This is a genomic window from Pseudomonas sp. K8, assembly GCF_014889455.1.
GTDB classification, from domain to species: Bacteria; Pseudomonadota; Gammaproteobacteria; order Pseudomonadales; family Pseudomonadaceae; genus Aquipseudomonas; species Aquipseudomonas veronii.
On sequence record NZ_VJWO01000042.1, the window covers coordinates 20,803 to 41,307 of the forward strand.

16 protein-coding genes and 1 pseudogene are annotated in these 20,505 nt (G+C 59.9%); 10 read left to right on the forward strand and 7 right to left on the reverse strand.

Going from position 1 to position 20,505, the window contains the following annotated elements; translation table 11 throughout:
* Positions 1 to 6: 6 nt before the first annotated feature.
* Positions 7 to 1,173 carry a PLP-dependent aminotransferase family protein gene (locus tag INT12_RS23340; RefSeq protein ID WP_193059033.1) on the reverse strand — a complete coding sequence of 389 codons (1,167 nt, stop codon included), beginning with the start codon at positions 1,171 to 1,173 and terminating at the stop codon, positions 7 to 9.
* Between the two features lie 81 nt (positions 1,174 to 1,254).
* Here INT12_RS23340 and INT12_RS23345 point away from each other — a divergent pair, with 81 nt between their 5' ends.
* The 3 genes from INT12_RS23345 to INT12_RS23355 all read left to right on the forward strand — a co-directional run bounded on the left by INT12_RS23345 (position 1,255) and on the right by INT12_RS23355 (position 3,926).
* On the forward strand, positions 1,255 to 1,689 hold the full coding sequence (locus tag INT12_RS23345; RefSeq protein WP_046382563.1) for a MarR family winged helix-turn-helix transcriptional regulator: 435 nt from the start codon (positions 1,255 to 1,257) through the stop codon (positions 1,687 to 1,689).
* A gap of 197 nt (positions 1,690 to 1,886) precedes the next feature.
* Positions 1,887 to 3,218: an NCS2 family permease gene (locus INT12_RS23350; RefSeq protein WP_167331342.1), complete on the forward strand. Its 1,332-nt coding sequence runs from the start codon at positions 1,887 to 1,889 to the stop codon at positions 3,216 to 3,218.
* 66 nt (positions 3,219 to 3,284) lie between these two features.
* Positions 3,285 to 3,926 carry a LysE family translocator gene (locus INT12_RS23355; protein WP_057003890.1) on the forward strand — a complete coding sequence of 214 codons (642 nt, stop codon included), beginning with the start codon at positions 3,285 to 3,287 and terminating at the stop codon, positions 3,924 to 3,926.
* On the opposite strand, the gene INT12_RS23360 is transcribed toward INT12_RS23355, so the two are convergent.
* The 6 genes and pseudogenes from INT12_RS23360 to uraH all read right to left on the reverse strand — a co-directional run bounded on the left by INT12_RS23360 (position 3,907) and on the right by uraH (position 14,348).
* Positions 3,907 to 9,171, reverse strand: a complete 5,265-nt coding sequence (locus tag INT12_RS23360) for a dermonecrotic toxin domain-containing protein (protein ID WP_193040449.1) — start codon at positions 9,169 to 9,171, stop codon at positions 3,907 to 3,909. The genes INT12_RS23355 and INT12_RS23360 overlap by 20 nt on opposite strands.
* A gap of 588 nt (positions 9,172 to 9,759) precedes the next feature.
* On the reverse strand, positions 9,760 to 12,105 hold the full coding sequence (locus INT12_RS23365; RefSeq protein WP_193040450.1) for a T6SS phospholipase effector Tle1-like catalytic domain-containing protein: 2,346 nt from the start codon (positions 12,103 to 12,105) through the stop codon (positions 9,760 to 9,762).
* Positions 12,093 to 12,608, reverse strand: coding sequence for a DUF3304 domain-containing protein (locus INT12_RS23370; protein WP_082643800.1), 516 nt, complete (start codon positions 12,606 to 12,608; stop codon positions 12,093 to 12,095). The genes INT12_RS23365 and INT12_RS23370 overlap by 13 nt, the downstream gene beginning before the upstream one ends.
* Before the next feature lie 102 nt (positions 12,609 to 12,710).
* On the reverse strand, positions 12,711 to 13,466 hold the full coding sequence (locus INT12_RS23375; protein WP_026139883.1) for a DUF4123 domain-containing protein: 756 nt from the start codon (positions 13,464 to 13,466) through the stop codon (positions 12,711 to 12,713).
* A 291-nt stretch (positions 13,467 to 13,757) separates the two neighbouring features.
* Positions 13,758 to 13,865, reverse strand: a pseudogene (locus INT12_RS23380) (IS110 family transposase); the annotation flags it as partial.
* 129 nt (positions 13,866 to 13,994) lie between these two features.
* Positions 13,995 to 14,348, reverse strand: coding sequence for a hydroxyisourate hydrolase (gene uraH / locus INT12_RS23385; protein WP_017845823.1), 354 nt, complete (start codon positions 14,346 to 14,348; stop codon positions 13,995 to 13,997).
* Between the two features lie 389 nt (positions 14,349 to 14,737).
* On the opposite strand from uraH, the gene puuE reads away from it, so the two are divergent.
* From puuE to INT12_RS23420, 7 genes are all read left to right on the forward strand, one after another.
* On the forward strand, positions 14,738 to 15,664 hold the full coding sequence (puuE, locus tag INT12_RS23390) for an allantoinase PuuE (RefSeq protein ID WP_017845822.1): 927 nt from the start codon (positions 14,738 to 14,740) through the stop codon (positions 15,662 to 15,664).
* Positions 15,661 to 16,176 carry a 2-oxo-4-hydroxy-4-carboxy-5-ureidoimidazoline decarboxylase gene (uraD, locus tag INT12_RS23395; protein ID WP_017845821.1) on the forward strand — a complete coding sequence of 172 codons (516 nt, stop codon included), beginning with the start codon at positions 15,661 to 15,663 and terminating at the stop codon, positions 16,174 to 16,176. The genes puuE and uraD overlap by 4 nt, the downstream gene beginning before the upstream one ends.
* A gap of 41 nt (positions 16,177 to 16,217) precedes the next feature.
* Positions 16,218 to 17,219, forward strand: a complete 1,002-nt coding sequence (alc, locus tag INT12_RS23400; RefSeq protein WP_017845820.1) for an allantoicase — start codon at positions 16,218 to 16,220, stop codon at positions 17,217 to 17,219.
* A 141-nt stretch (positions 17,220 to 17,360) separates the two neighbouring features.
* On the forward strand, positions 17,361 to 17,864 hold the full coding sequence (locus INT12_RS23405) for an ureidoglycolate lyase (RefSeq protein ID WP_017845819.1): 504 nt from the start codon (positions 17,361 to 17,363) through the stop codon (positions 17,862 to 17,864).
* 51 nt (positions 17,865 to 17,915) lie between these two features.
* Positions 17,916 to 19,199, forward strand: a complete 1,284-nt coding sequence (locus INT12_RS23410; protein WP_017845818.1) for a urate hydroxylase PuuD — start codon at positions 17,916 to 17,918, stop codon at positions 19,197 to 19,199.
* A 107-nt stretch (positions 19,200 to 19,306) separates the two neighbouring features.
* Positions 19,307 to 19,684, forward strand: a complete 378-nt coding sequence (locus tag INT12_RS23415) for a hypothetical protein (protein ID WP_126589161.1) — start codon at positions 19,307 to 19,309, stop codon at positions 19,682 to 19,684.
* 15 nt (positions 19,685 to 19,699) lie between these two features.
* Entirely contained in the window at positions 19,700 to 20,485 is a 786-nt protein-coding gene (locus tag INT12_RS23420) for an outer membrane protein OmpK (RefSeq protein ID WP_026139882.1), read from the forward strand.
* Positions 20,486 to 20,505 lie beyond the last annotated feature (20 nt).

Consider the following 20,505-nt stretch of genomic DNA (forward strand, 5'->3'; position numbering starts at 1 on the left):
CTCCCCTTATGCCGCTCGCGCGTGCTGTGCTTGACGGACCACCGCGGCCAGGCGCTTGAGACCTTCGTCCAGACGGGACGGGTCGATATGGCTGAAATTGAGCCGCAGTGAGCCAAGGTGCTGGTCCGGCTCGGAAAAGAACGGTTCACCGGGCATGAACGCGACGTTCTGATCGAGCGCAGGAGCCAACAAGGTGCGGGTGTCGAGCGGCTGTTTCAAGGTCAACCAGAAGAATAATCCGCCCTGGGGCACTTGCCAGTCGGCCAATTCGCCGAAATGCCGCTCGAGCGCCGCCTGAAAAGCATCCCGGCGCGCGCGATAGAAACCGCGCAGCTCGACCAGATGCTGTTGATATTTTTCGCTGCCGAGCCACTGCATCGCCTGCCACTGGCCGACGCGGTTGGTGTGCAGGTCGGCCGACTGCTTGAGCTTGAGCAAGTGCGGGAACAGGTCGGGGCTGGCGATCAGGTAACCGACGCGCAGGCCGGGCAACAAGGTTTTCGACACGGTGCCGGTGTAGATCCAACTGGCCTTTTTCAGGCGGCCGGCGATGGGCTGCGCACTGCCGCCGTCGAAGGTCAGTTCGCGGTACGGTTCGTCTTCGATCAGGGTCACGTCGAACTCATCGAGCAGCGCCGCGACGGCTTCGCGCTTGGCCTCGCTGTAACGCACGGCCGACGGGTTCTGGAATGTCGGGATCAGGTAGATGAACGCCGGGCGGTAGCGTTCGAGACGTGAGCGCAACGCGGCCAGGTCCGGGCCGTCGGCTTCCAGTTGTACGGTGAGGCACTCGGCGCCGAACAGTTGGAAAATCTGCAAGGCCGCCAGGTAGGTCGGGCCTTCCAGGAGGATGTTCGTGCCCTTGTCGATATCCAGCTTGGCCGCCAGGTCCAGGGCCTGCTGGGAACCGCTGACCACCAACACCTGGCTGGCCTGGCACGGCACACCCAATGCACGCGCCTCGGCGGCGAGCAATTCACGCAGCTGCGGCTCGCCTTCGCTCATGCCGTATTGGCCGATGTTCACCGGCATGTCGTCCCAGTTCAACGCAGGCAACATCGCTTCGGCCGGCAGCCCACCGGCGAACGACATCATTTCCGGGCGCTGGGCCGCCGCGAGGATTTCACGGATCAAGGAGCTTTTGAGGCGCGTAACACGTTCTGAGAAGGCCATAGGGTCACCGGTAGCAAAGCCTGTGGGAAATACGTCAAACTGGTTGACCGAAATTACGACGACTTGCGTGGATACGTCAATATGCTTGACCTTAAAAACCAGACCAGCCAGCAAACCGCCATGGAAGCGTTCTTCTTCGGCTACCAGGCGTTCACCGCCAAGGCCGACGAAATGCTGGAGCGCCGCGGCCTGAGCCGAGTGCATCAGCGCATCGTATTTTTTATCGCGCGCTACCCCGGCCTGAGCGTGAAGGAACTGCTGGAATTGCTCGGCGTGAGCAAGCAGGCGCTGAACATGCCGCTGCGCCAATTACAGGAAATGCACCTGGTGCAAAGCGTCGCGTCGGAGACCGACAAGCGCAAACGCCTGCTGGAATTGAGCGCCGAAGGTCTGCGTTTCGAGCAGTCCTTGCGCCGCGAACAGGTGAAGTTGTTGCAGCGCGCCTTCAATGAAGCGGGGGAAGCCGCGGTGAACGGCTGGCTGGCGGTCAATCAGGCGTTGAGTGCGGTGAATTAGCCTTTCATCCTTTTTTGCGCAGACAATCGAAAACATTATTTGCTTTTTTTGTATACAAAAGCATAATTCGCTTCGTGCGAGTTCCTGACCCATCAGTCAACAAAACCCGCCAGTACCTCACAGCGCCTGCGCGCTGACCATAACAATAAAATGCTTGAGGAGTACTTGCTGTGGATAGCCGCAAATCCGAAGCCCCGCTGGACCTCGCCGCGCCGAACCTCTCCGCCGCCGACAGCGGCTGGCTCGAACGCCTGTTCAAACTGCGCGTGCATGGCACCACAGTGAAAACCGAGTTGATCGCCGGCCTCACGACGTTTATCACCATGGCCTACATCATCTTCGTCAACCCGAACATCATGGCCGATGCCGGTATCGATCACGGCGCCGCCTTTGTCGCCACGTGCATCGCTGCCGCGCTGGGGTGCCTGCTGATGGGCCTGTACGCCAACTGGCCGGTGGGCCTGGCGCCGGGCATGGGCTTGAACGCATTCTTCACCTACACCGTGGTCGGGACCATGGGCTACACCTGGGAGACGGCCCTCGGCGCGGTGTTTATCTCCGGCGTGTTGTTCATGGTGCTGACGCTGTCGCGCATCCGCGAATGGCTGCTCAACAGCATTCCGGTGAGCCTGCGCCATGCGATGGGTGCCGGTGTCGGCTTGTTCCTCGGGGTGATCGGCCTGAAAACCGCCGGCATCATCGTCGACAGCCCGGCCACCCTGATCAAGCTCGGTTCGCTGCACGAGCCGGCACCGTTGCTGGCGGCCATCTGCTTTCTACTGATTGCCATCCTCAGCTACCACCGGGTGTTCGGCGCGATCCTCATCAGCATCATCGCCGTGACCCTCGCCGGCTGGGGCCTCGGGCTGGTGCACTACAACGGCATCCTCTCTACCCCGCCGAGCCTGGCACCGACCTGGTTAGCCATGGACGTGATGGGTGTATTCAATGTGAGCATGATCAGCGTGGTGTTCGCCTTTCTGTTTGTACACATGTTCGACACCGCCGGCACCCTGATGGGCGTCGCGCAACGGGCCGGGCTGGTCAACCCCGACGGCAAGATCCACAACCTGTCCCGCGCGTTGAAGGCCGACAGCGCCTCCAGCGTGTTCGGCGCCATGGTCGGCGTGCCGCCGGTGACCAGCTACGTGGAAAGTGCCGCCGGTGTCGCCGCCGGCGGCCGTACCGGGCTGACCGCCGTGACCGTGGGCGTGCTGTTTGTGGCGGCGATGTTTTTCGCGCCGCTGGCGGGCATGATTCCTGCGTATGCCACCGCCGGCGCGCTGATTTATGTGGCGATGCTGATGATGGCGAGCATGGCCCATATCAATTGGGACGACGCCACCGACAGCATTCCGGCGATCGTCACCGCGATCATGATGCCGCTGACCTTCTCGGTCGCCGACGGGATCGCCCTGGGCTTTATCACTTACGTGGCGCTCAAGGCCGGCAGCGGCAAGTACCGCGAAATTTCCGTCAGCCTGTGGGTGCTGTGCGCGATCTTTATCGCGAAATTCATCTTCCTCTAGGTCGGCACCCCCCGAAGAAACCGCCTCACCTTTGGGTGAGGCTTTTGCATGAAAGGAGCACTGTGAATGAACCTGGAAACCTGGCTGCTGTTCAGCGGCGCTGCGCTGGTGGTGATCCTGATCCCCGGTCCCCTGTCGTTGCTGATGATCAGCAACAGCTTGAACTACGGCCTGCGCCGTTCGTACCCGGCGTTCCTCGGCGGCGTGTTTGCCTCGATCTGCCTGTTGAGTGCCTCGGCACTCGGCCTGGGTGCGCTGTTGCTCGCGTCGGAACAATTGTTCAGCGCCTTGAAGATAGTCGGCGCGCTCTACCTGTTTTACCTCGCCTGGCAGAGCTGGCAGCAATCGCGCCAACCGGCCCACGGCGCGGTGGTGCCCCTGGCCGTCGCCACGCCGCGTTTTCGCGCCTTGTTTGGCCGTGCGTTTGTGCTGGGCGCCAGCAACCCCAAGGACATTCTGTTCTTCGCCGCCTTCCTGCCGCAGTTCCTCAGCAGCCAACAGCCGTTTCTGCCGCAACTGCTGGTGATGATCGCCACCTGGACCGTGCTCGACCTGTTGTGCAAGCTCGCCTACGGCCTTGGCGCCCACGGCGCGGCACGCTATCTGCGCAGCGGCAACGGCCAGAGCTGGTTCAACCGCACCAGTGCCGGGCTGTTCGGGGCGGCTGGCGCGGTCTCGCTGCTCAACGTCAGAGCGGGGTCACTTTGACAAAATACACGCTGGGGCGGACCGACCCCGTCGCCTGCCACTGAATGCCGGCGGCGATCCGAACCAGGCGGTTTTCCCGCAGCGCACTCTTGACCGCAGCCAACGCCAGCGAGGTCGGGTGTCTGATGATTGCGGCATTGAACCAATGGTCTGTCAGGCGGTTTTCCAACGGCACAGAGCCGCGCCCAAGCCAATGCAACGACACGTAGTACAGTTTGTTTGAACCGCAGCGCGAATGTGTCACGAGCAATTCATGGCTGGGCTTTTTGCCGCGCATGACCTGCAGTTCCTGCACGTCGAAGCCCTGCTGTTCGAGCACGCGCTTAACGGCTGCGCGCTGTGCAATCTCCCGCTGCGGCGCACGCGCGCGGCCGCCGGTGCGCAGGGTCGGGTCCAGGCCGGCCACGTTGAAGTCGACGCGAGTGAAGCCCGGTGCCTTGCCGTCGAAGCCGATATAGATCGATCGGCCGCTGCTTTCGGTGGGCCGCAGCATTCTCAGCAAATCATCGGTCTGGCCCAGCCGGTTGGCGGTGGGGGTCAACCAATTGTCCAGCGCTGCACGCACATTGAGCAGGTGGCTGGCCGTCGCCGAGCGAGAAGTATCGGCCAGTTCGACCAGCCGGGCGACGGCCATGCTGCGGCTATGGGTAGTAAGGTTCGGGAACGCCGTGGCGACAGACCGTTCCAACGGCGTGTCGAACAACGGCGCATGGAGCTGCCACTCGCCCGCCTGGGTGCGTGATACCGGGATGGGCTGTTCCTCCAGCGCAGTGTCTGTCCAACGCTCAAGGTCCGCCCGGGCCAGTGATACCAGCGGTTCATCCTTGGTAATGAATGCAAGGCCGCTCCAGGGCGCACTGTCCCCCGGCGCCAGCACCCGGTAATAACCCACCCCCGATGCCGTCGGGCGGTCGTACTGGGCGCCGATATAGATGACATCGTAGGGAAACCCCGGCGGGTCCATATGCACATGAAACGTGCCGAACGCCGAGGAGCCAGGCACTTGGCCCGTGGGCACGCGCGCGCGCCAGGCGAACCACTCGGTGTTCGGCGCAGACGAGCGATAAATGCGGCTTTCCGTAGCGGCGCGCACCGTCGGTGGGCGCCAGTCCGGTGGCGGCGTCACGGGTGGGCGCCATGGGTTGAGCCCCCCGGAACTGGTGCCCGCGACCGGTTGTGGTGCATCCGCGCCGAGTAACCATTCCTTGGACTGGTGGATGTGCAAAATCAGTTCGTCCTGCCCCGGCGCCTGCGGGTTCTTCAGGCGAAACGCCGGTTCGTCTCCACGTCGGTAAAGGGGGTAAGTGTGGGTGTCGTCCGCCACAAAGAGCTCACCGTGTTTCACCTGCACGCCTGCCGTGTCCGGCCCTTTCAGCGCAACGGCGCCCTCAGGCACGCCGTTGATTTTGAAGCGATCCAAGGCCTTGAGCCGAGTCACGGGCGGCGTTGCCACGCGGGAAACCCCGGCATCCGTCGCCATCCGTAAACGATGTAGCCGCCCCAGCACGGCCCTCAGCGCCGGCCGCGCGACACCTGCGCCGACACGTCCGACTTTCCTGGGGCCGGGGACAAAGTTCAGCAACACGTCGATCACCATAAAGGCGCTCATGAAACCCACATCGACCGCGTCCCGGGGGTCGCCGAAACGGTGATAACGCCGTGACACCAGCAGCAGCTCATGGAAGTCATTGAACGTCCCGTACAACGGCGAAAAAAACCCCACCAGCGCCCGTGCGCGGGTATCGCCCTGCTCATTCAGGCGCTGGTTCCGATAGTGCTCCAACGCCTTGCCGGAATGACTGGCCGCTTGAGTGCGGCGTTGCAGCTCCTGCACGCTGGCGTGGTAGAGCAATGCCTGGGCGTTGCAGTGGGGCACGGCCACAAGCGCGAGCCAGTCCTGCGGAGCACTGGCGATCTGTTCAAGGGTCTGGGCTTCGATCTCCTTGAGCACCACCGCAGGTTCCAGGTGCTTGATGCCGAATGAGCGCACGAAGTCGATCCCCCGCCAGATGCCCTTCATCATGAAAAACGCCGGTATGGCTTTCAGCGTTTTGGCGGCCTGGGCGCGCGCATCGACACCCTCCGGTGGCTGGGGGAGCGCCTCGAATGCCCAGCCCGGCGCGACCTGCCGCGCCAGTGTCTTGACGTTATCCGTTAACGCACCGATGCGGTTCAATGCAGCATGGGCCTGTTGCAAGCTGCCGTACTCGGTCAGGACCAGGGCCGGCGGCGCATCGGGCCAGTAAACCACGCACAGGTCGGTACGCGGGTCATGTACCGCGACGATCCCTGCGACATAGCGATCATGCTGCAGGGTGTGGCCGACCAGATGGACCACATACAGTTGCAGCGCGGGCTGACTGCTCGACAGGTCCTGCGGCGTGCGTGCCGCCATCGCCGTCTTGAACAGGCTTTGTGCCGTTGCCGTCAGCCCCCGTTGCACCGCATCGAACAGGTGATATGCAGCGCCCGCTTGCAAGGCGCGATTCAATAACCCAGGGATACGTCCGTTGCTGAGCACACGGTCGGTTTCACGACGGGGATAATAAACTTGGTGGATCAGGGCATCGTAGCGGCCACCGATGTCCAGTGAAGACACCAGCCCGATCAAGTAAGCGGCATTGAGGCGCTGCTTCCACTCGGGTTGCAGATAACGCGCATGATCGAATCGCCACTGCGTCCAGGGTGCCAGCGGGTCCAGGTTATGCAGCGCCAGTTGCAGCAAGCTGAAGGAGGTGCGCGTCGCGGTCGGGGTCAGCACGATGCGGCGATCACCCACGGCGCAGCCACTGGTCCAGCCACAGAAAGCACCGTGGACATCATCGGGCATCTCGATCAACGCTTGGTCGATATCCAACTGCGGAAAAAAACCGTCCTCGCGCAAACGGGCGATCAAGGCGCGCCGGGCAAAGGTGTTCAGATCAGGCAGGCATTGCTCCAGCCGGCTTTTGAAGGCCAACGCGTTGCCCAGGTACAAGCGCAGCAAGCGCTTGAAGTGTTGACGCTGGGCCCGTGGTGCGTGCGCGAGCCAGGCGGGCAACGTTTTCGCCTCAGACGCCGCCGTGCGCAGCAGCTCAATATTGGCCAGCGCCTGGCTCAGGGCGTTATTGGGCGGGATCTTCAACTGCGCGTCCAGATCGACCATCAGCAGCGCGCGGCTCAGGTCGGCATCCGTCACTTCGCTGAACACCCGCGTGATGTCCTCGCTGCTGCGGTGTAAGCGGTCGTAGCTCCCCAGCAGTTTCTTGAGCGCAGCCAGCGCGGGCTTGCCGTTGATTTCAACGTAGCGCACGTCGAGTGTTTGCGCGGCGGCATGGGCGCGCAGGTCGGCGCGTTTATCGTGCTCGACGCAGCGCCACAACACCGAGTCGTCTGGGCTGTTCAGGCTTGCCTTGAGGCTGCGGGTCAACGCGTCCAGCCCGGCAAACGCCTTGATCCCGCCCTCCACGCCGAAAGCGTAAAGCACCACCGGCAGTTGGCGCGACGAGCGCTCTAGCGCCGCAGCCGTGGTCACCACCCACACGTTATGGAGCGGGTAGAAAGCGTCCGGCGCGCAGCCCACCGCGATCGACAGCACTTGGGCAAGACTGCCCGGGCGACGGCTGGCCAAGGGTTGGTCGACCACCTCGATCATCAGGTCGCGATGCGCCGTACTGATCAGCTTGAGGCGGTGTTGCAACTCCACCTCGCAACGCAGGGCTGCGGTTTGGGCCTGCATAAACAACGACACGCGCCTGGGCGTACCCGCTCCCCCCGGACGCTCAGCCCAAAAAGCCAACTCCAGCAGCCGTTGCCCGGCATCTTGCATCAACGTATTCAACGCTTGGATATGCACGTCAATTTGGCTCATCAGCGACGCAATGACCCGGTACGCCAGGGTATCCGCGCTGGGATCAGCCGGGACCAACAGCGCGAGCAGCGCATCTTCGTAGCGTGCGACCTGACGCTGCGCCGTGTGCAGGGCCAGGCCGGAGGCCGTGCTGGCGAAGATGATTTCTGCGCCTCGGCGTTGCCGGTCCCACTTGAGTAATTGCGCGCCGATCACGCCAAGCCGAGCGCCGCCGACCCATTGCTGCCTCGCCCCTTCGACCGCGGCCAGAAACGGTGCGGCATCCGGCAGTCGAGGCCGCCCTTCGGAAAACACGTAGCCGTCATTCATCTTCGCCGCACACGCCAACTCGTTGCTCCATTGCCCACTCAGCAAGGCCTCGGCACCCAGCGCCAGCGCATCGGCCATCAGCGGCAGGCCGCGCATAAAGGCGCTCGTCGCAGACAAGGCAGCGGGGCGGTACACGTTATCGCGCCGACTTAACGGCAGGCACTGCCAGAGCGCGTGGAACCGCGACCGGTCCAGCGCCAGCAGGCCGTCCTGCAGGGCGGCGAAGGACGGGTACTCGTAGAAGTTGCGGCCCCCACCCGGCAGGTAAACCACGTGCGGCGCATCGCTGGGGTCGCCCTCGCGATACAGATGCAGTGCCCCTGGGATCGCGACCGCCGATGCCCCCGGCCACAGCAACTGGCCGACGCGCAGCGTAGCCCAAGCCCCGCCCGCACGTCGGCGCGCCTCGGCGCTGGGCGCATCGATCAGGGCCTGAACCATGGCGAATCCCGCACGCGATAGCTCGTCCAGTTGCCACGCCAAAAAGGCCCGGTCCGCAAACAGCTCCGTGTGCAACTCGACCCAGCGTTCCCGGCGTGTGAGCCAGGTGCCCTGCGCCAGGCAGTCCCAGTAGGCGCTCACCGCATGGGCGAGCCGCTCGAACAGCTGCAGCGCGACGACGCGGCGCAGGGCTTCCAGCGGCGTATACGGCAAGTGCCGTTCCGGCGCGTCTTTGACACTCAGGGCGGTGAATTGATTGACGTTGATCACCACCGTCGGCAGGACCAGCAACGCCAACGCCCGCTCGGTCAGGCTCTCGACTTTGCGCGGCGCGGCGGGCGGCTTGGGCTCGCTGAACAAGAGGTGGTCCGGGTCCATTTCGAAGGCTTTGCGCAGCTCGGCGCGGATGACCGTCAAGACTTTCGGCGAACGGCCTATCAGCCGCGCCAGCGCGCGTGTCGCGGCGACGCAACGCGCGTCGGCAAGCGCAATTCGATTGATCAGGCGACTGGGGTGCGTGTAGGCGTTAATCCGCCGTATCAGTTGCTCGCGAATCGCCTGCGCTTGTACTTGGGCGGCAAGGTCCGGGTCGTCGGCATTAACGGTGTCGGGTGAAGCACTCGCGTGATCGGGGGACGAGGTCATGGGGTTTTCTTCTGCATGAGGAAAACACCCAGCCTAGGCAGCGCCGCAGGGCAAAAGGCGCTAGATAGTTGCATGCGCAAGCGGCATAAAAATCTATGGTCACCCCCATTTTTGCAATACTGATTAACGGGTGGTCCAGACAAAGCGTCAGCCAAGAGAGTTCGAATTCCCTACGGTTATTGAAGTCACCGAGTTCCTCGCGATATGTCAGCGCTTGAACATCCCCTCCGATATTGCTCCCATCGCAGAACATTGCGCATTGGTTATCGAGCCGACGTCCATATATCTGGCAACTGCTCGCAGATCGACAGCAGGAAGTCGCTGATGACAATGCGATCCGCATTTTGCTTGAACAGCTACACAGCCCTGAAGGTTTGCCGCCCAAGGCCGACAGCGTCTGCCATTTGATCAATCAGCATCTGTTGGAACACCCTCAACTGCTCTGGCCAATTGGTTGGGCAGCCGAGAACAGTTGCGGGCTGATTGGGGTGGGAAGCGAGAAGGTGCAGCTCGATTATCAAAGCCATCAGTTGAAGTTGGAACTGAGGTTTGTAGGGTAATCGACCAGAATGATTTATTTTTCGCGTCTTAAACGACACTATCCGGTTCGAACAAGCTGCCCGTCTTGCGCAACATGGCTGTGGTTCGTTCCATGCGTCGGGCAAAGTCATCCAGTTCAATCTGATGCTTCTGCTCCGACGCGATCTGACCCACATGGCTGCTTGGTTGCAGGAGTTGTTCTGCGCCTGGCAAGAACGGTACCACTAGGCCAGTGGCCTTATCGATCACCTGGTAGCCGATGGTCGCCACCCCAATGCCCGCCGCCAGTCCGCCAACACCACCTAATACACCACGGCGCTTGATGCCATACACCGTAGCCCCGGCAATCATCGCCACGCCCAATATGCGACCGGCCACTACGACTGGGGACAGATCACGGCTATTGTCATTGCCGAAATAGGTCATGCGGTAAAAGAAATAACCGGCCCACAACTCCCTCGACTTCAACTTGTCGTGCATGAACCAGGCCCGCGAGTCGTGTATCTGGTCATCGAACAACGCCACCAGTAGGGCCATCTCAGGGTCTGCACCGGACGTGCCTTGAGCATCACGGAACAGTTGCTTACTGCGCAGATCACCTGCCGTCTTGAGGGCGTCATGGTCCTTGGACTCGTCATTCTCGTTAAGTAAATAGATCGCATCGCGTAACACCACGTCGGTCACCGTGCCTTGCCAACTGGATTGCTCACGCTTCTGGCCGGTGTAGTCAGACTTGAATTCCTCGGCAGCTTGGCTGAGTTGGGTCTGATCAATCTGCGGTTCATAGATTCGTGGGCCGGGATACTGAGGGTTCTCCCGCCGCATTTTCACGGCATCAGCCTGGTCTTTTCTATACTGTTCGCGCTCAGTAGTTTCCTGATAGGGCGTCGCCTCTTTGGCTTGGGTGAAAAAAGGCTGGCGCTTATAGCTGTCGTTATTACCTTGAGGATCATTGACGTAACGACCAATACGCCAACCGGTGATCCAGCCCAGTTGATCGGCAAGGGTGTCTTCTACGGTGGTGTTCAGACGCAGCGGCTTATAGGCCGAGTCCTCGACGGATTCGTCAGCCGCAACACCTGGTAGGGTTTTGAGGCGCCAGGCGTTGAAGCGCTCAATCAGTTGCTGACTGACCACAAACTCTGAGGAAGTCCCAGGCCCCATTTTTCTCCACAACCTCTCCGAGCTAGTATTAAACGTGTCCGGCAGTACCTCTTCTGGCACTTGCAGAGGGGCACCCGCTGCAAAAGCAGCGGCATACAAGTCGTGCAAGACAATCTGCGACACCAGCTCATGAGTACCTTCACGAGCTTTGCCCTGGTCATTTTTCGGGTAGCCGCCGCCCACATCCGAATGCACACCGGGGTACACCACTTCGTAGGTATTGGCCGGATACTGGCCGTTTTCGTTACGAATCGAATCCAACGGAAAGCATGAGCGTTGCTCGAAGCCCGCGACAAAATGCCGACAACACTTGACCAGTTCCGGGAACCGCTGCGCATCCGGTAGCAACTGGGTGTTATCGGCCCAGTCCATATGCCCAGCAAAGAATGGGGCTACATGGGCAATACCCACCGAGGCCACCGTGTCCAGCACGCCAAGAAACTCGACGCTGACAGGCAAGCCCAACAGTTCCTGTTTTGGCAGTTCATCCCCTTCTGGGGTGTCGAACAACTGACTCAACCAGGTAACAAAAGTGCGAGCCTCTGCCGCTCCCCGAGAGAAACCGTACACGTACAGTTTGACCGCCAGCACTTTAGGCTGGGCCTCGTCCTTGCGAACGTGTAAAGGGGCCAGCAGCTCTTTCATGATTCGGCGGCGATTGCCTTCACCCAGAGCACTCATCAGCGGTGCCTTCCAGGTGCTCATGGCCTCGACCTTGGTCTTGGCGACAATGTCATCAATTCCGCTTTTATTGTTCAGAGCATAAGATAACGCGCTGGCCACCTGTACCAAGGCCCAGTTGATCCGGTCTTCCCCCCCAGTGGCATATTGCAGCCCGCTATCGCTGTAATCCAGTTCGCCAACTTCGGGGAATGGCGTGCCGACACCGGGCATATAATACGAAAAATAACCCTGCCCCATCGCGTCTTTACCTCGTAGTGAGGCATGAAACAGCTTGGCGATATTAGTGGGATGCCCCTCCTGGGTGTCGCTCTTTTCGTTATTGTTGGTGCCATCGAAAAACAGACTGATATGCAGGCTATGACAACAGGTAAAACGTTGTGTGCGACGCCCTTGATCGTCACGTTTTTGTTGAAGCCGATTTTGCTCAGCAATTTGCTTATTGTAGTTATCTGTCACATCCGATGTTTTCGTCGGGAAACGCCCTGCAGCAGGAAAAACTGGCGGTCCCCAAGCTTTGTCTTTTGAATTATTATTCACTTCGGACATACGGCCGGCTCCTTCATTTGCGAGGGTTCTTTAATCGGGTAATGCTCTGAGTTAAATGCCCAACATGAGCTCGTAACCTTGATCTGGTTACAAACCAAAAAGTGTACCTTCAGGCCGCATCGCTCCGTTCCAGGCCACTCTGGAATATCCACGGTGGTGCTGTGGCGCTGATAGTTGGCTGCATGTTTGGCATAAACCTCTCTGAACTCATCTGATGTTACAGAGGGCATTTTTGCAGACGGCTCAGGATCGACCTCCCATTCAATCTGGGCCTTTAAGCCAGGACGCCATTTGACGGGCATGATGATGCAACACGAGCTTCCACCACCACCGTCCGCTCGGTAACCATTGACCGACATCCAGTTAATACCGTGCATGGTATGGTTGATGGCTTGCAGGTTTCCCCCTGCCATTTCATTGTTCGCTGAAGAACACCCAGATAACGCGAACCCCAACAAGTAAAACGCGACTTTTTGTGTTGTTTTTTTTATTATCGATTGCATCGCTAGCAACTTCCTTGCTGATCACCTTGATCGCGTAAACCATTCAAACCACTTGTGCATGCAATACACTCTTGTCCCAGCGCAAAGTGGCTATCCAGGCACCTAGGTTCTGCTTAAGTTCTGTTTCACATACTCGGTCAAATCGCCGAAATAATTTTCCTGACCCGCTTGCACAACAAGTGAGTGAATTAGCGCGAAACGCCGCTCTCGGCTCTCATCCAGGAAATCAAAATTTTTGCCATTTAACAGTTGCTGTGCATCGCTGATACAACCAAGCAGGTCAAATTGTTGATCGTTCATTTCCACGAAGGGACTGACCTGGATATTGCTCTGATGGGTGAGCCTCGTGCCTTGTAACCACTGCGGCTGGTTATCCCGATCAAGCCAGCCCCAATAAGCAGCGGCTTGCAGAAACTCGGCGCGCTGCTGATCGGTGAGGATCGAGGACATCAGCAGGGGAAAGATGCGTGAGTCGTAATACCGTAACAAACCGGTTTGTCCACCCCAAGCCAATTGCGAAAACCCTTGCAGGGCTTTACTCAAAACTTCGAAGGGCAATGACGAGATCACCACCATTAGGCGGCCATCGGTGGCATGCTCCACCAACTGTTCCAGCCAGGCCTTATGTCGCCACTGCGTCAAATCCAGACGCATCAACAGAGGGGCCTGATCCAACAGGTTTTGCTCTGACGTGCCGGTGAACAACGAGAACCAGGGGACTTCAGGCGTTAGCATCTCCAAGGCAGGCACAGCACGGTGGCTCCATCCTGCCTGGTCGAGCAGTAGGTCAATCTGGCTTATGCCAATGTGGGCGCAAACATGTTCGATCTGTTCTTGCCATTGAGTGGGCATCGTCATGTCCATATTCCCTCGATTAATTATCGCGGATCAGTCCGGTCGAGGTTCTCGCGTCGGCGGGCAGACGCTCAAACGATGCGCCAAAGGCTGCACACATAAAAATCGAGAGTAAATAGGACATTTCCCAAAGATGAGAGCCTAGTCATGCAAAATATTTCATGGCGATCACACTGGAAACTACTCCCTGGTGCAATTGCCACAAAGCAGCACTGATGTACTTAGCGTGTCAGAAAGTCGATGAATGCGAGTCGCATATTTTTCAAGCGCGAACCGTTACAAGTAGGCAGAATTTTGGTGTGAGCATTTTCTGCGAAAGACCTCGCGGCCCGACTTATCCTCGCCGTGCAGGTGGAAAGTGTGTTTACCGAGACCGATACCGATCAGTGCTGACTCGCTCATGATGATGGCCTCCGAAAACAAAACACCCCGTGAAAACGTAGCCCTCACAGGGTGTTGGGAGTGACCATCTCATTAGCCCGCAGTGTGGGCGGGCAAAAAAACCAACGAAGAGCGTCGAGGGGATGATGCTCAGCTACCGCGATAGGTGGAATAGCTGTAGGGCGAAATCAACAGCGGCACATGGTAGTGCTCCTGTTCGGCGCTGATGCCGAAGCGCAGCACCACCACGTCGAGGAACGCCGGCTCCGGCAATTGCACGCCACGCGCCCGGTAATAGTCGCCGGCGCTGAATTGCAGTTGGTACACACCGCTGCGGTAGGCGTCGCCTTGCAGCAACGGTGCGTCGCAGCGGCCGTCGCTGTTGGTGACGGCAGTGGCGACCAGTTCCAGTTGCGCGCCGTCGACGCGGTACAGCTCAACCGTGATGCTGCTGCCGGGACAGCCGTGAGCGGCGTCCAAAACGTGTGTGGTCAAACGTCCCATGGCGTGTACGCGCCTCCCGAGGTCAGTAGAAATGAGTGCCGCACTTTTTCAGGGCAGCGAAAAAGCTGGTGCGGGCCGATTAAGACACTTTCCAAAAAAATTGTACACAATAAAAATCACAAACCTTGCGATCCTTCCACTGGCCTGGCGCGACCGGCCGATTCATGAGTCATCCTTGCTTTTAAACGACCTTTTGTCCATTAGCTGACCAGTCAGGCAAGTTTCTTGCTACACCCTTGAAGGTGAGCGTTGCGGAAAAAATGCAGAAATCCGGGCTTACAAAGTGGCGAATAAGTTGTATACAATCACTCATCGCTGTGACGCCACTCAGTCTTTTCACTGCCCGGCCGCCACACCCACCGCTACCACGCACAAGAAGGAAGACTGCAGTGAGCGCTGACTACCCACGCGACCTGATCGGTTACGGCAGTAACCCTCCTCACCCCCACTGGCCGGGCAAGGCACGCATTGCGTTGTCTTTTGTACTCAACTACGAAGAAGGCGGCGAGCGCAATATCTTGCACGGTGACAAAGAGTCCGAAGCCTTCCTTTCCGAAATGGTCTCGGCCCAGCCGCTGCAAGGCGAGCGCAACATGAGCATGGAGTCGCTGTACGAATACGGCAGCCGTGCCGGCGTGTGGCGCATCCTCAAATTGTTTAAAGCATTCGATATCCCGCTGACCGTCTTCGCCGTGGCCATGGCCGCCCAGCGCCATCCGGACGTGATCCGCGCGATGGTCGCCGCCGGCCATGAAATCTGCAGCCACGGCTACCGCTGGATCGACTACCAGTACATGGACGAGGCCCAGGAGCGCGAGCATATGCTCGAAGCCATCCGCATCCTCACCGAACTGACCGGCGAACGCCCGCTGGGCTGGTACACCGGCCGCACCGGTCCGAATACGCGGCGCCTGGTGATGGAGGAAGGCGGCTTCCTCTACGACTGCGACACCTACGACGACGACCTGCCCTACTGGGAACCCAACAACCCCACCGGCAAGCCGCACCTGGTGATCCCTTACACCCTGGACACCAACGACATGCGCTTCACCCAGGTGCAAGGCTTCAACAAGGGCGATGACTTTTTCGAGTACCTCAAAGACGCTTTCGACGTGCTCTACGCCGAAGGCGCCGACGCGCCGAAGATGCTTTCCATTGGCCTGCACTGCCGCCTGATCGGCCGCCCGGCGCGCCTCGCGGCGTTGAAGCGCTTTATCGAATACGCCAAGGGCCATGAACAGGTGTGGTTCACCCGCCGGGTCGACATCGCCCGCCACTGGCACGCCACTCACCCTTATAAGGGTGCGGCGCAATGACCAGGTTCCAGACCGTCAAACCGTCGACCTTGAGCCGCGATGCATTCATCAGCGCCTTTGCCGACATCTACGAACATTCGCCATGGGTGGCCGAAAAAGCCTTCGACCTGGGGCAGGACGCTTCGCTCGACGAGATCGAAACCCTGCACCAGCGCATGCGCGATATCCTGCTCAGCGCCGATCACGCCACGCAACTGGCGCTGATCAACGCTCACCCGGACCTGGCAGGCCGTGCAGCCGTCCAGGGCCAACTGACCGAAGCCAGCACTCATGAACAAGCCGGCGCCGGTATTCACCAATGCACGGCCGAAGAGTTCTCACGCTTCACCGAGCTGAATGAGGCCTACAAGGCCAAGTTCAAGTTTCCCTTCATCATGGCGGTAAAAGGCAGCAACCGGCATCAGATCATCAAAGCGTTCGAAACGCGCATCCACCACCCGGTCGACACCGAGTTCAAGTGCGCGCTGGACGAGATCAACAAGATCGCGTTGTTCCGCTTACTGACCCTCTAAACGACCATCCCCAGCCACTCTATCCAAGGCAGACAAGAAGAATGAAAGCGCAACCCGTACCTTTCGAGAAGTTCGTCAACCTGGCCGACGCCCGCCTCGGCACCAAAATCATCTCGGTGACCGATGACTGGTTCGCCGACGCCAACCGCCTGTTCCAGCCGACCCCGGCTGTGTGGAAGGAGGGCGTTTTCGATGACAACGGCAAGTGGATGGACGGCTGGGAGTCGCGCCGCAAGCGCTTCGAAGGCTACGACAGCGCGGTGATCCGCCTGGGCGCACCCGGCTCGATCAAAGGCGTGGACATCGACACTTCATTCTTCACCGGCAACTTCCCGCCGTCGGCCTCCCTGGAAGCCTGCTTCCTCGCCTCGGGCGAGCCGGATGACAGCACCCAGTGGGTGGAAGTGCTGTCGGCCGTCGAGCTGCAAGGCAACAGCCACCACTACCACGCAATCAACCATGACCAGGCGTTCAGCCACCTGCGCTTCAACATCTACCCGGATGGCGGCGTGGCCCGTCTGCGCGTGTACGGCGTACCGTTCCGCGACTGGTCCGCAGTGGGCGACAACGAACAGGTCGACCTGGCGGCAGCGCTGAACGGCGGTCGCGCCCTGGCCTGTTCCGACGAACACTTCGGCCGCATGGGCAACCTCCTCAACCCCGGCCGTGGCGTCAACATGGGCGACGGCTGGGAAACCGCGCGGCGTCGCACACCAGGCAATGACTGGGTGATCGTCGCGCTCGGGCATGCGGGCGAGATCGAGAAAGTCATCGTCGACACCCTGCACTTCAAGGGCAACTACCCGGACACCTGCTCGATCCAGGCCGCGTTCGTGAAAGGCGGCACCGACAGCCAGATCGAAACCCAATCGCTGTTCTGGCGCGAACTGCTGCCGGCGCAGAAGCTGGAAATGCACGCCGAACACACCTTCGCCGAGCAGATCAAGGCGCTGGGGCCGATCACCCACATCCGCCTGAACGTGTTCCCGGATGGCGGTGTGAGTCGCCTGCGCGTCCTGGGCAAGGTCGCCAAGTCATGCTGAACCTGTAGGAGCGAGCTTGCTCGCGAAAAACTCAAGGACACCGCGTTCATTCAGGATGCACGCGTTATCGTTGACGACCTTCGCGAGCAAGCTTGCTTCTACAACGGTCCATCAATAACCCAACAGATTAAGAAGCCAGCCATGCGCACACTGATGATCGAACCCCTGACCAAAGAAGCCTTCGCCCCCTTCGGAGACGTGATCGAAACCGACGGCAGCGAGCACTTCATGATCAACAACGGGTCGACCATGCGTTTTCACAAGCTGGCAACGGTGGAAACCGCCCAGCCGCAAGACCACGCCATCATCAGCATCTTCCGCGCCGACGCGCTGGAAATGCCGCTGACCGTGTGCATGCTGGAGCGACACCCGCTGGGCAGCCAAGCCTTCATTCCGCTGCTCGGCAACCCCTTTCTGATCGTGGTCGCGCCACTTGGCGATGCACCTGTATCAGGCTTGGTCCGCGCCTTCGTCACCAACGGCAGGCAGGGCATTAATTACCATCGCGGCGTCTGGCACCACCCGGTGCTGACGATCGAAAAGCGGGATGACTTCCTGGTGGTTGATCGCAGTGGCACCGGCAATAACTGCGATGAGCATTTTTTCAAAGAGGATGAGCGGTTGATCCTCGCCCCCCACCAATAAGAGAAGGCCGGATCACCCGACAACAAGGGTGACAGGCGAGAGGTAAAGACTGTGGAAGCACATCTGTTGGAATGGCTGAACCTCAGCGTGCGCTGGGTTCATATGATCACTGGCGTGGCCTGGATCGGCGCGTCGTTTTATTTCGTCTGGCTGGAAAACAACCTCAACCGCGTCAACCCCAAGGACGGTCTGTCCGGTGACTTGTGGGCGATCCACGGTGGCGGTATCTACCACCTGGAAAAATACAAACTGGCCCCGCCGACCATGCCGGACAACCTGCACTGGTTCAAATGGGAAGCCTATTTCACCTGGATGTCGGGCGTCGCGCTGCTGTGCGTGGTGTTCTACCTCAACCCGACGCTGTACCTGCTCGCCCCCGGCAGCAGCCTGAGCGGCACCGAAGGCGTGTTGCTGGGCATCGGCTCACTGTTCGCCGGCTGGTTCATCTACTCCTTTCTCTGCGACTCGGCCCTGGGCAAACGCCCGGCCCTGCTCGGTTTGATCCTGTTCGTGCTGTTGATCGCGGCGGCATACGGCTTCAGCACAGTGTTCAGCGGCCGGGGCGCGTACCTGCATGTGGGGGCGATCATCGGCACCATCATGGTGGGCAACGTGTTCCGCATCATCATGCCGGCACAACGCGCGCTGGTGGCGGCGATCGCGGAGCAGCGCACGCCGGACCCAGCCCTGCCGGCCAAGGGCTTGCTGCGTTCACGGCACAACAACTACTTCACCTTGCCGGTGCTGTTCATCATGATCAGCAACCACTTCCCGAGCACCTACGGCAGCCACTACAACTGGCTGATCCTGGCGGGGATCGCGGTGGCGGCGGTGTTGGTGCGGCATTATTTCAACACCCGGCACAACAGCCAGAAATATGCCTGGACCTTGCCGGTGGGCGCGTTGGCGATGATTTGCCTGGCGTATGTCACCGGGCCCAGGCCGATCGCCGAAGTGGCCAAGGCACCGGCGGCCATCGAGTACCAGCCGTTGCCGGAGACCGCATTGGGCGGCGGCGAGAAACCCGTCGCACCGGCCGCCCCCGCTGCGGCACCCGCGCCGGCCCAGGCGACGGTCGACTTCGACAAGGTGCATGGGGTGATCCAGGCACGCTGCGCCGTGTGCCATTCGGCCAAGCCCACCAGCCCGCTGTTCAGCACCGCACCGGCGGGGGTGATGTTCGACACGCCGACGCAGATCCAGCAACAGGCCGCGCGCATTCAGGCGCAGGCCGTGGCGAGCCAGATCATGCCGCTGGGCAACATCACCCAGATGACCCAGCAGGAACGCGACCTGATCGGCACCTGGATCAACCAGGGCGCCCGCACGAACTGACTGACTCACACAGATCCCAATGTGGGCGGTTCTGAACGACCCGCCGTCGCCCACACTCATTGATTCCTTCGTCACAACAAAAACAATAACGAACAGGGAACGCCCACATGTACACCTTTGACCTGGGGACGGCCACGAGCCGTGCCCCATTCTCGCCCCACGCGCGCTCTAACAGCGCACTTGAGCCAAGGCTTTGGAGCCAGTATTCTCCGCGCCCGCTCGAATCGACTGAAAAAAAAACAGCGAATGTAAAAGCTGACTGCAAGGCCAACTTATCCCGGCCTGCGGGCGGCGGCCCAAGTGCGCAAAAGCCCTCTGAATTCGACTGCAGCCGCTGCAGCCGACGGGGATTTTTTTGGCTTTTTTTACACCTTGGCGCAGCTCTTGCTAAAAGCATTAAAGCTGACCGAACAGACGATTTTTTCAGCGAACCAAAAGGCGCCACACCAGAGCGCCTGCTTAGAAGAAAAACCATAAAACTTTAACTCGGGAGCAACCGAATGAAACCTATGTTCAAAGGCCTGATGCTGGCGGCAACCCTGCTGGCGGGCGGCCAAGCCGTTGCCGGCGACTTGTTGCAGTGGCAGAACAACAGCCTGACGTACCTGTGGGGCAAAAACTTCACCGTCAACCCGCAGATCCAACAGACCGTCACGTTTGAACACGCCGATGCGTGGAAGTACGGCGACAACTTCTTTTTCCTCGACCGCATCTTTTACAACGGCAAGGAAGACGGCAACGTCGGCCCCAGTACTTACTACGGCGAGTTCAGCCCGCGTCTATCGTTCGGCAAGATTTTCGACAAGGACTTGTCCTTCGGACCGATCAAAGATGTATTGCTGGCATTCACTTATGAGTTCGGCGAAGGCGATAACGAATCGTACCTGCTGGGCCCGGGCTTCGACCTGAACATCCCTGGTTTCGACTACTTCCAGTTGAACTTCTACCAGCGCCAGACCGAAGGCAATCGCCCGGGCGACGGTGTGTGGCAGATCACCCCGGTGTGGTCATACACCCTTCCCGTGGGCAACTCCAACATCCTGATCGACGGCTATATGGATTGGGTGGTCGACAACGACAAGAACGCCCGTGGCACTTATCACGCCAACCTGCACTTCAACCCACAAGTCAAATATGACCTGGGCAAGGCGTTGAACTGGGGCGAGAAACAGCTGTACGTCGGTTTTGAATACGACTACTGGAAGAACAAGTATGGGATCGAAGATTCCGGCGCGTTCAAGACCAACCAGGATACGGCGAGCTTTTTGGTCAAGTACCACTTCTGACCACACCGCCGGCCTGATGG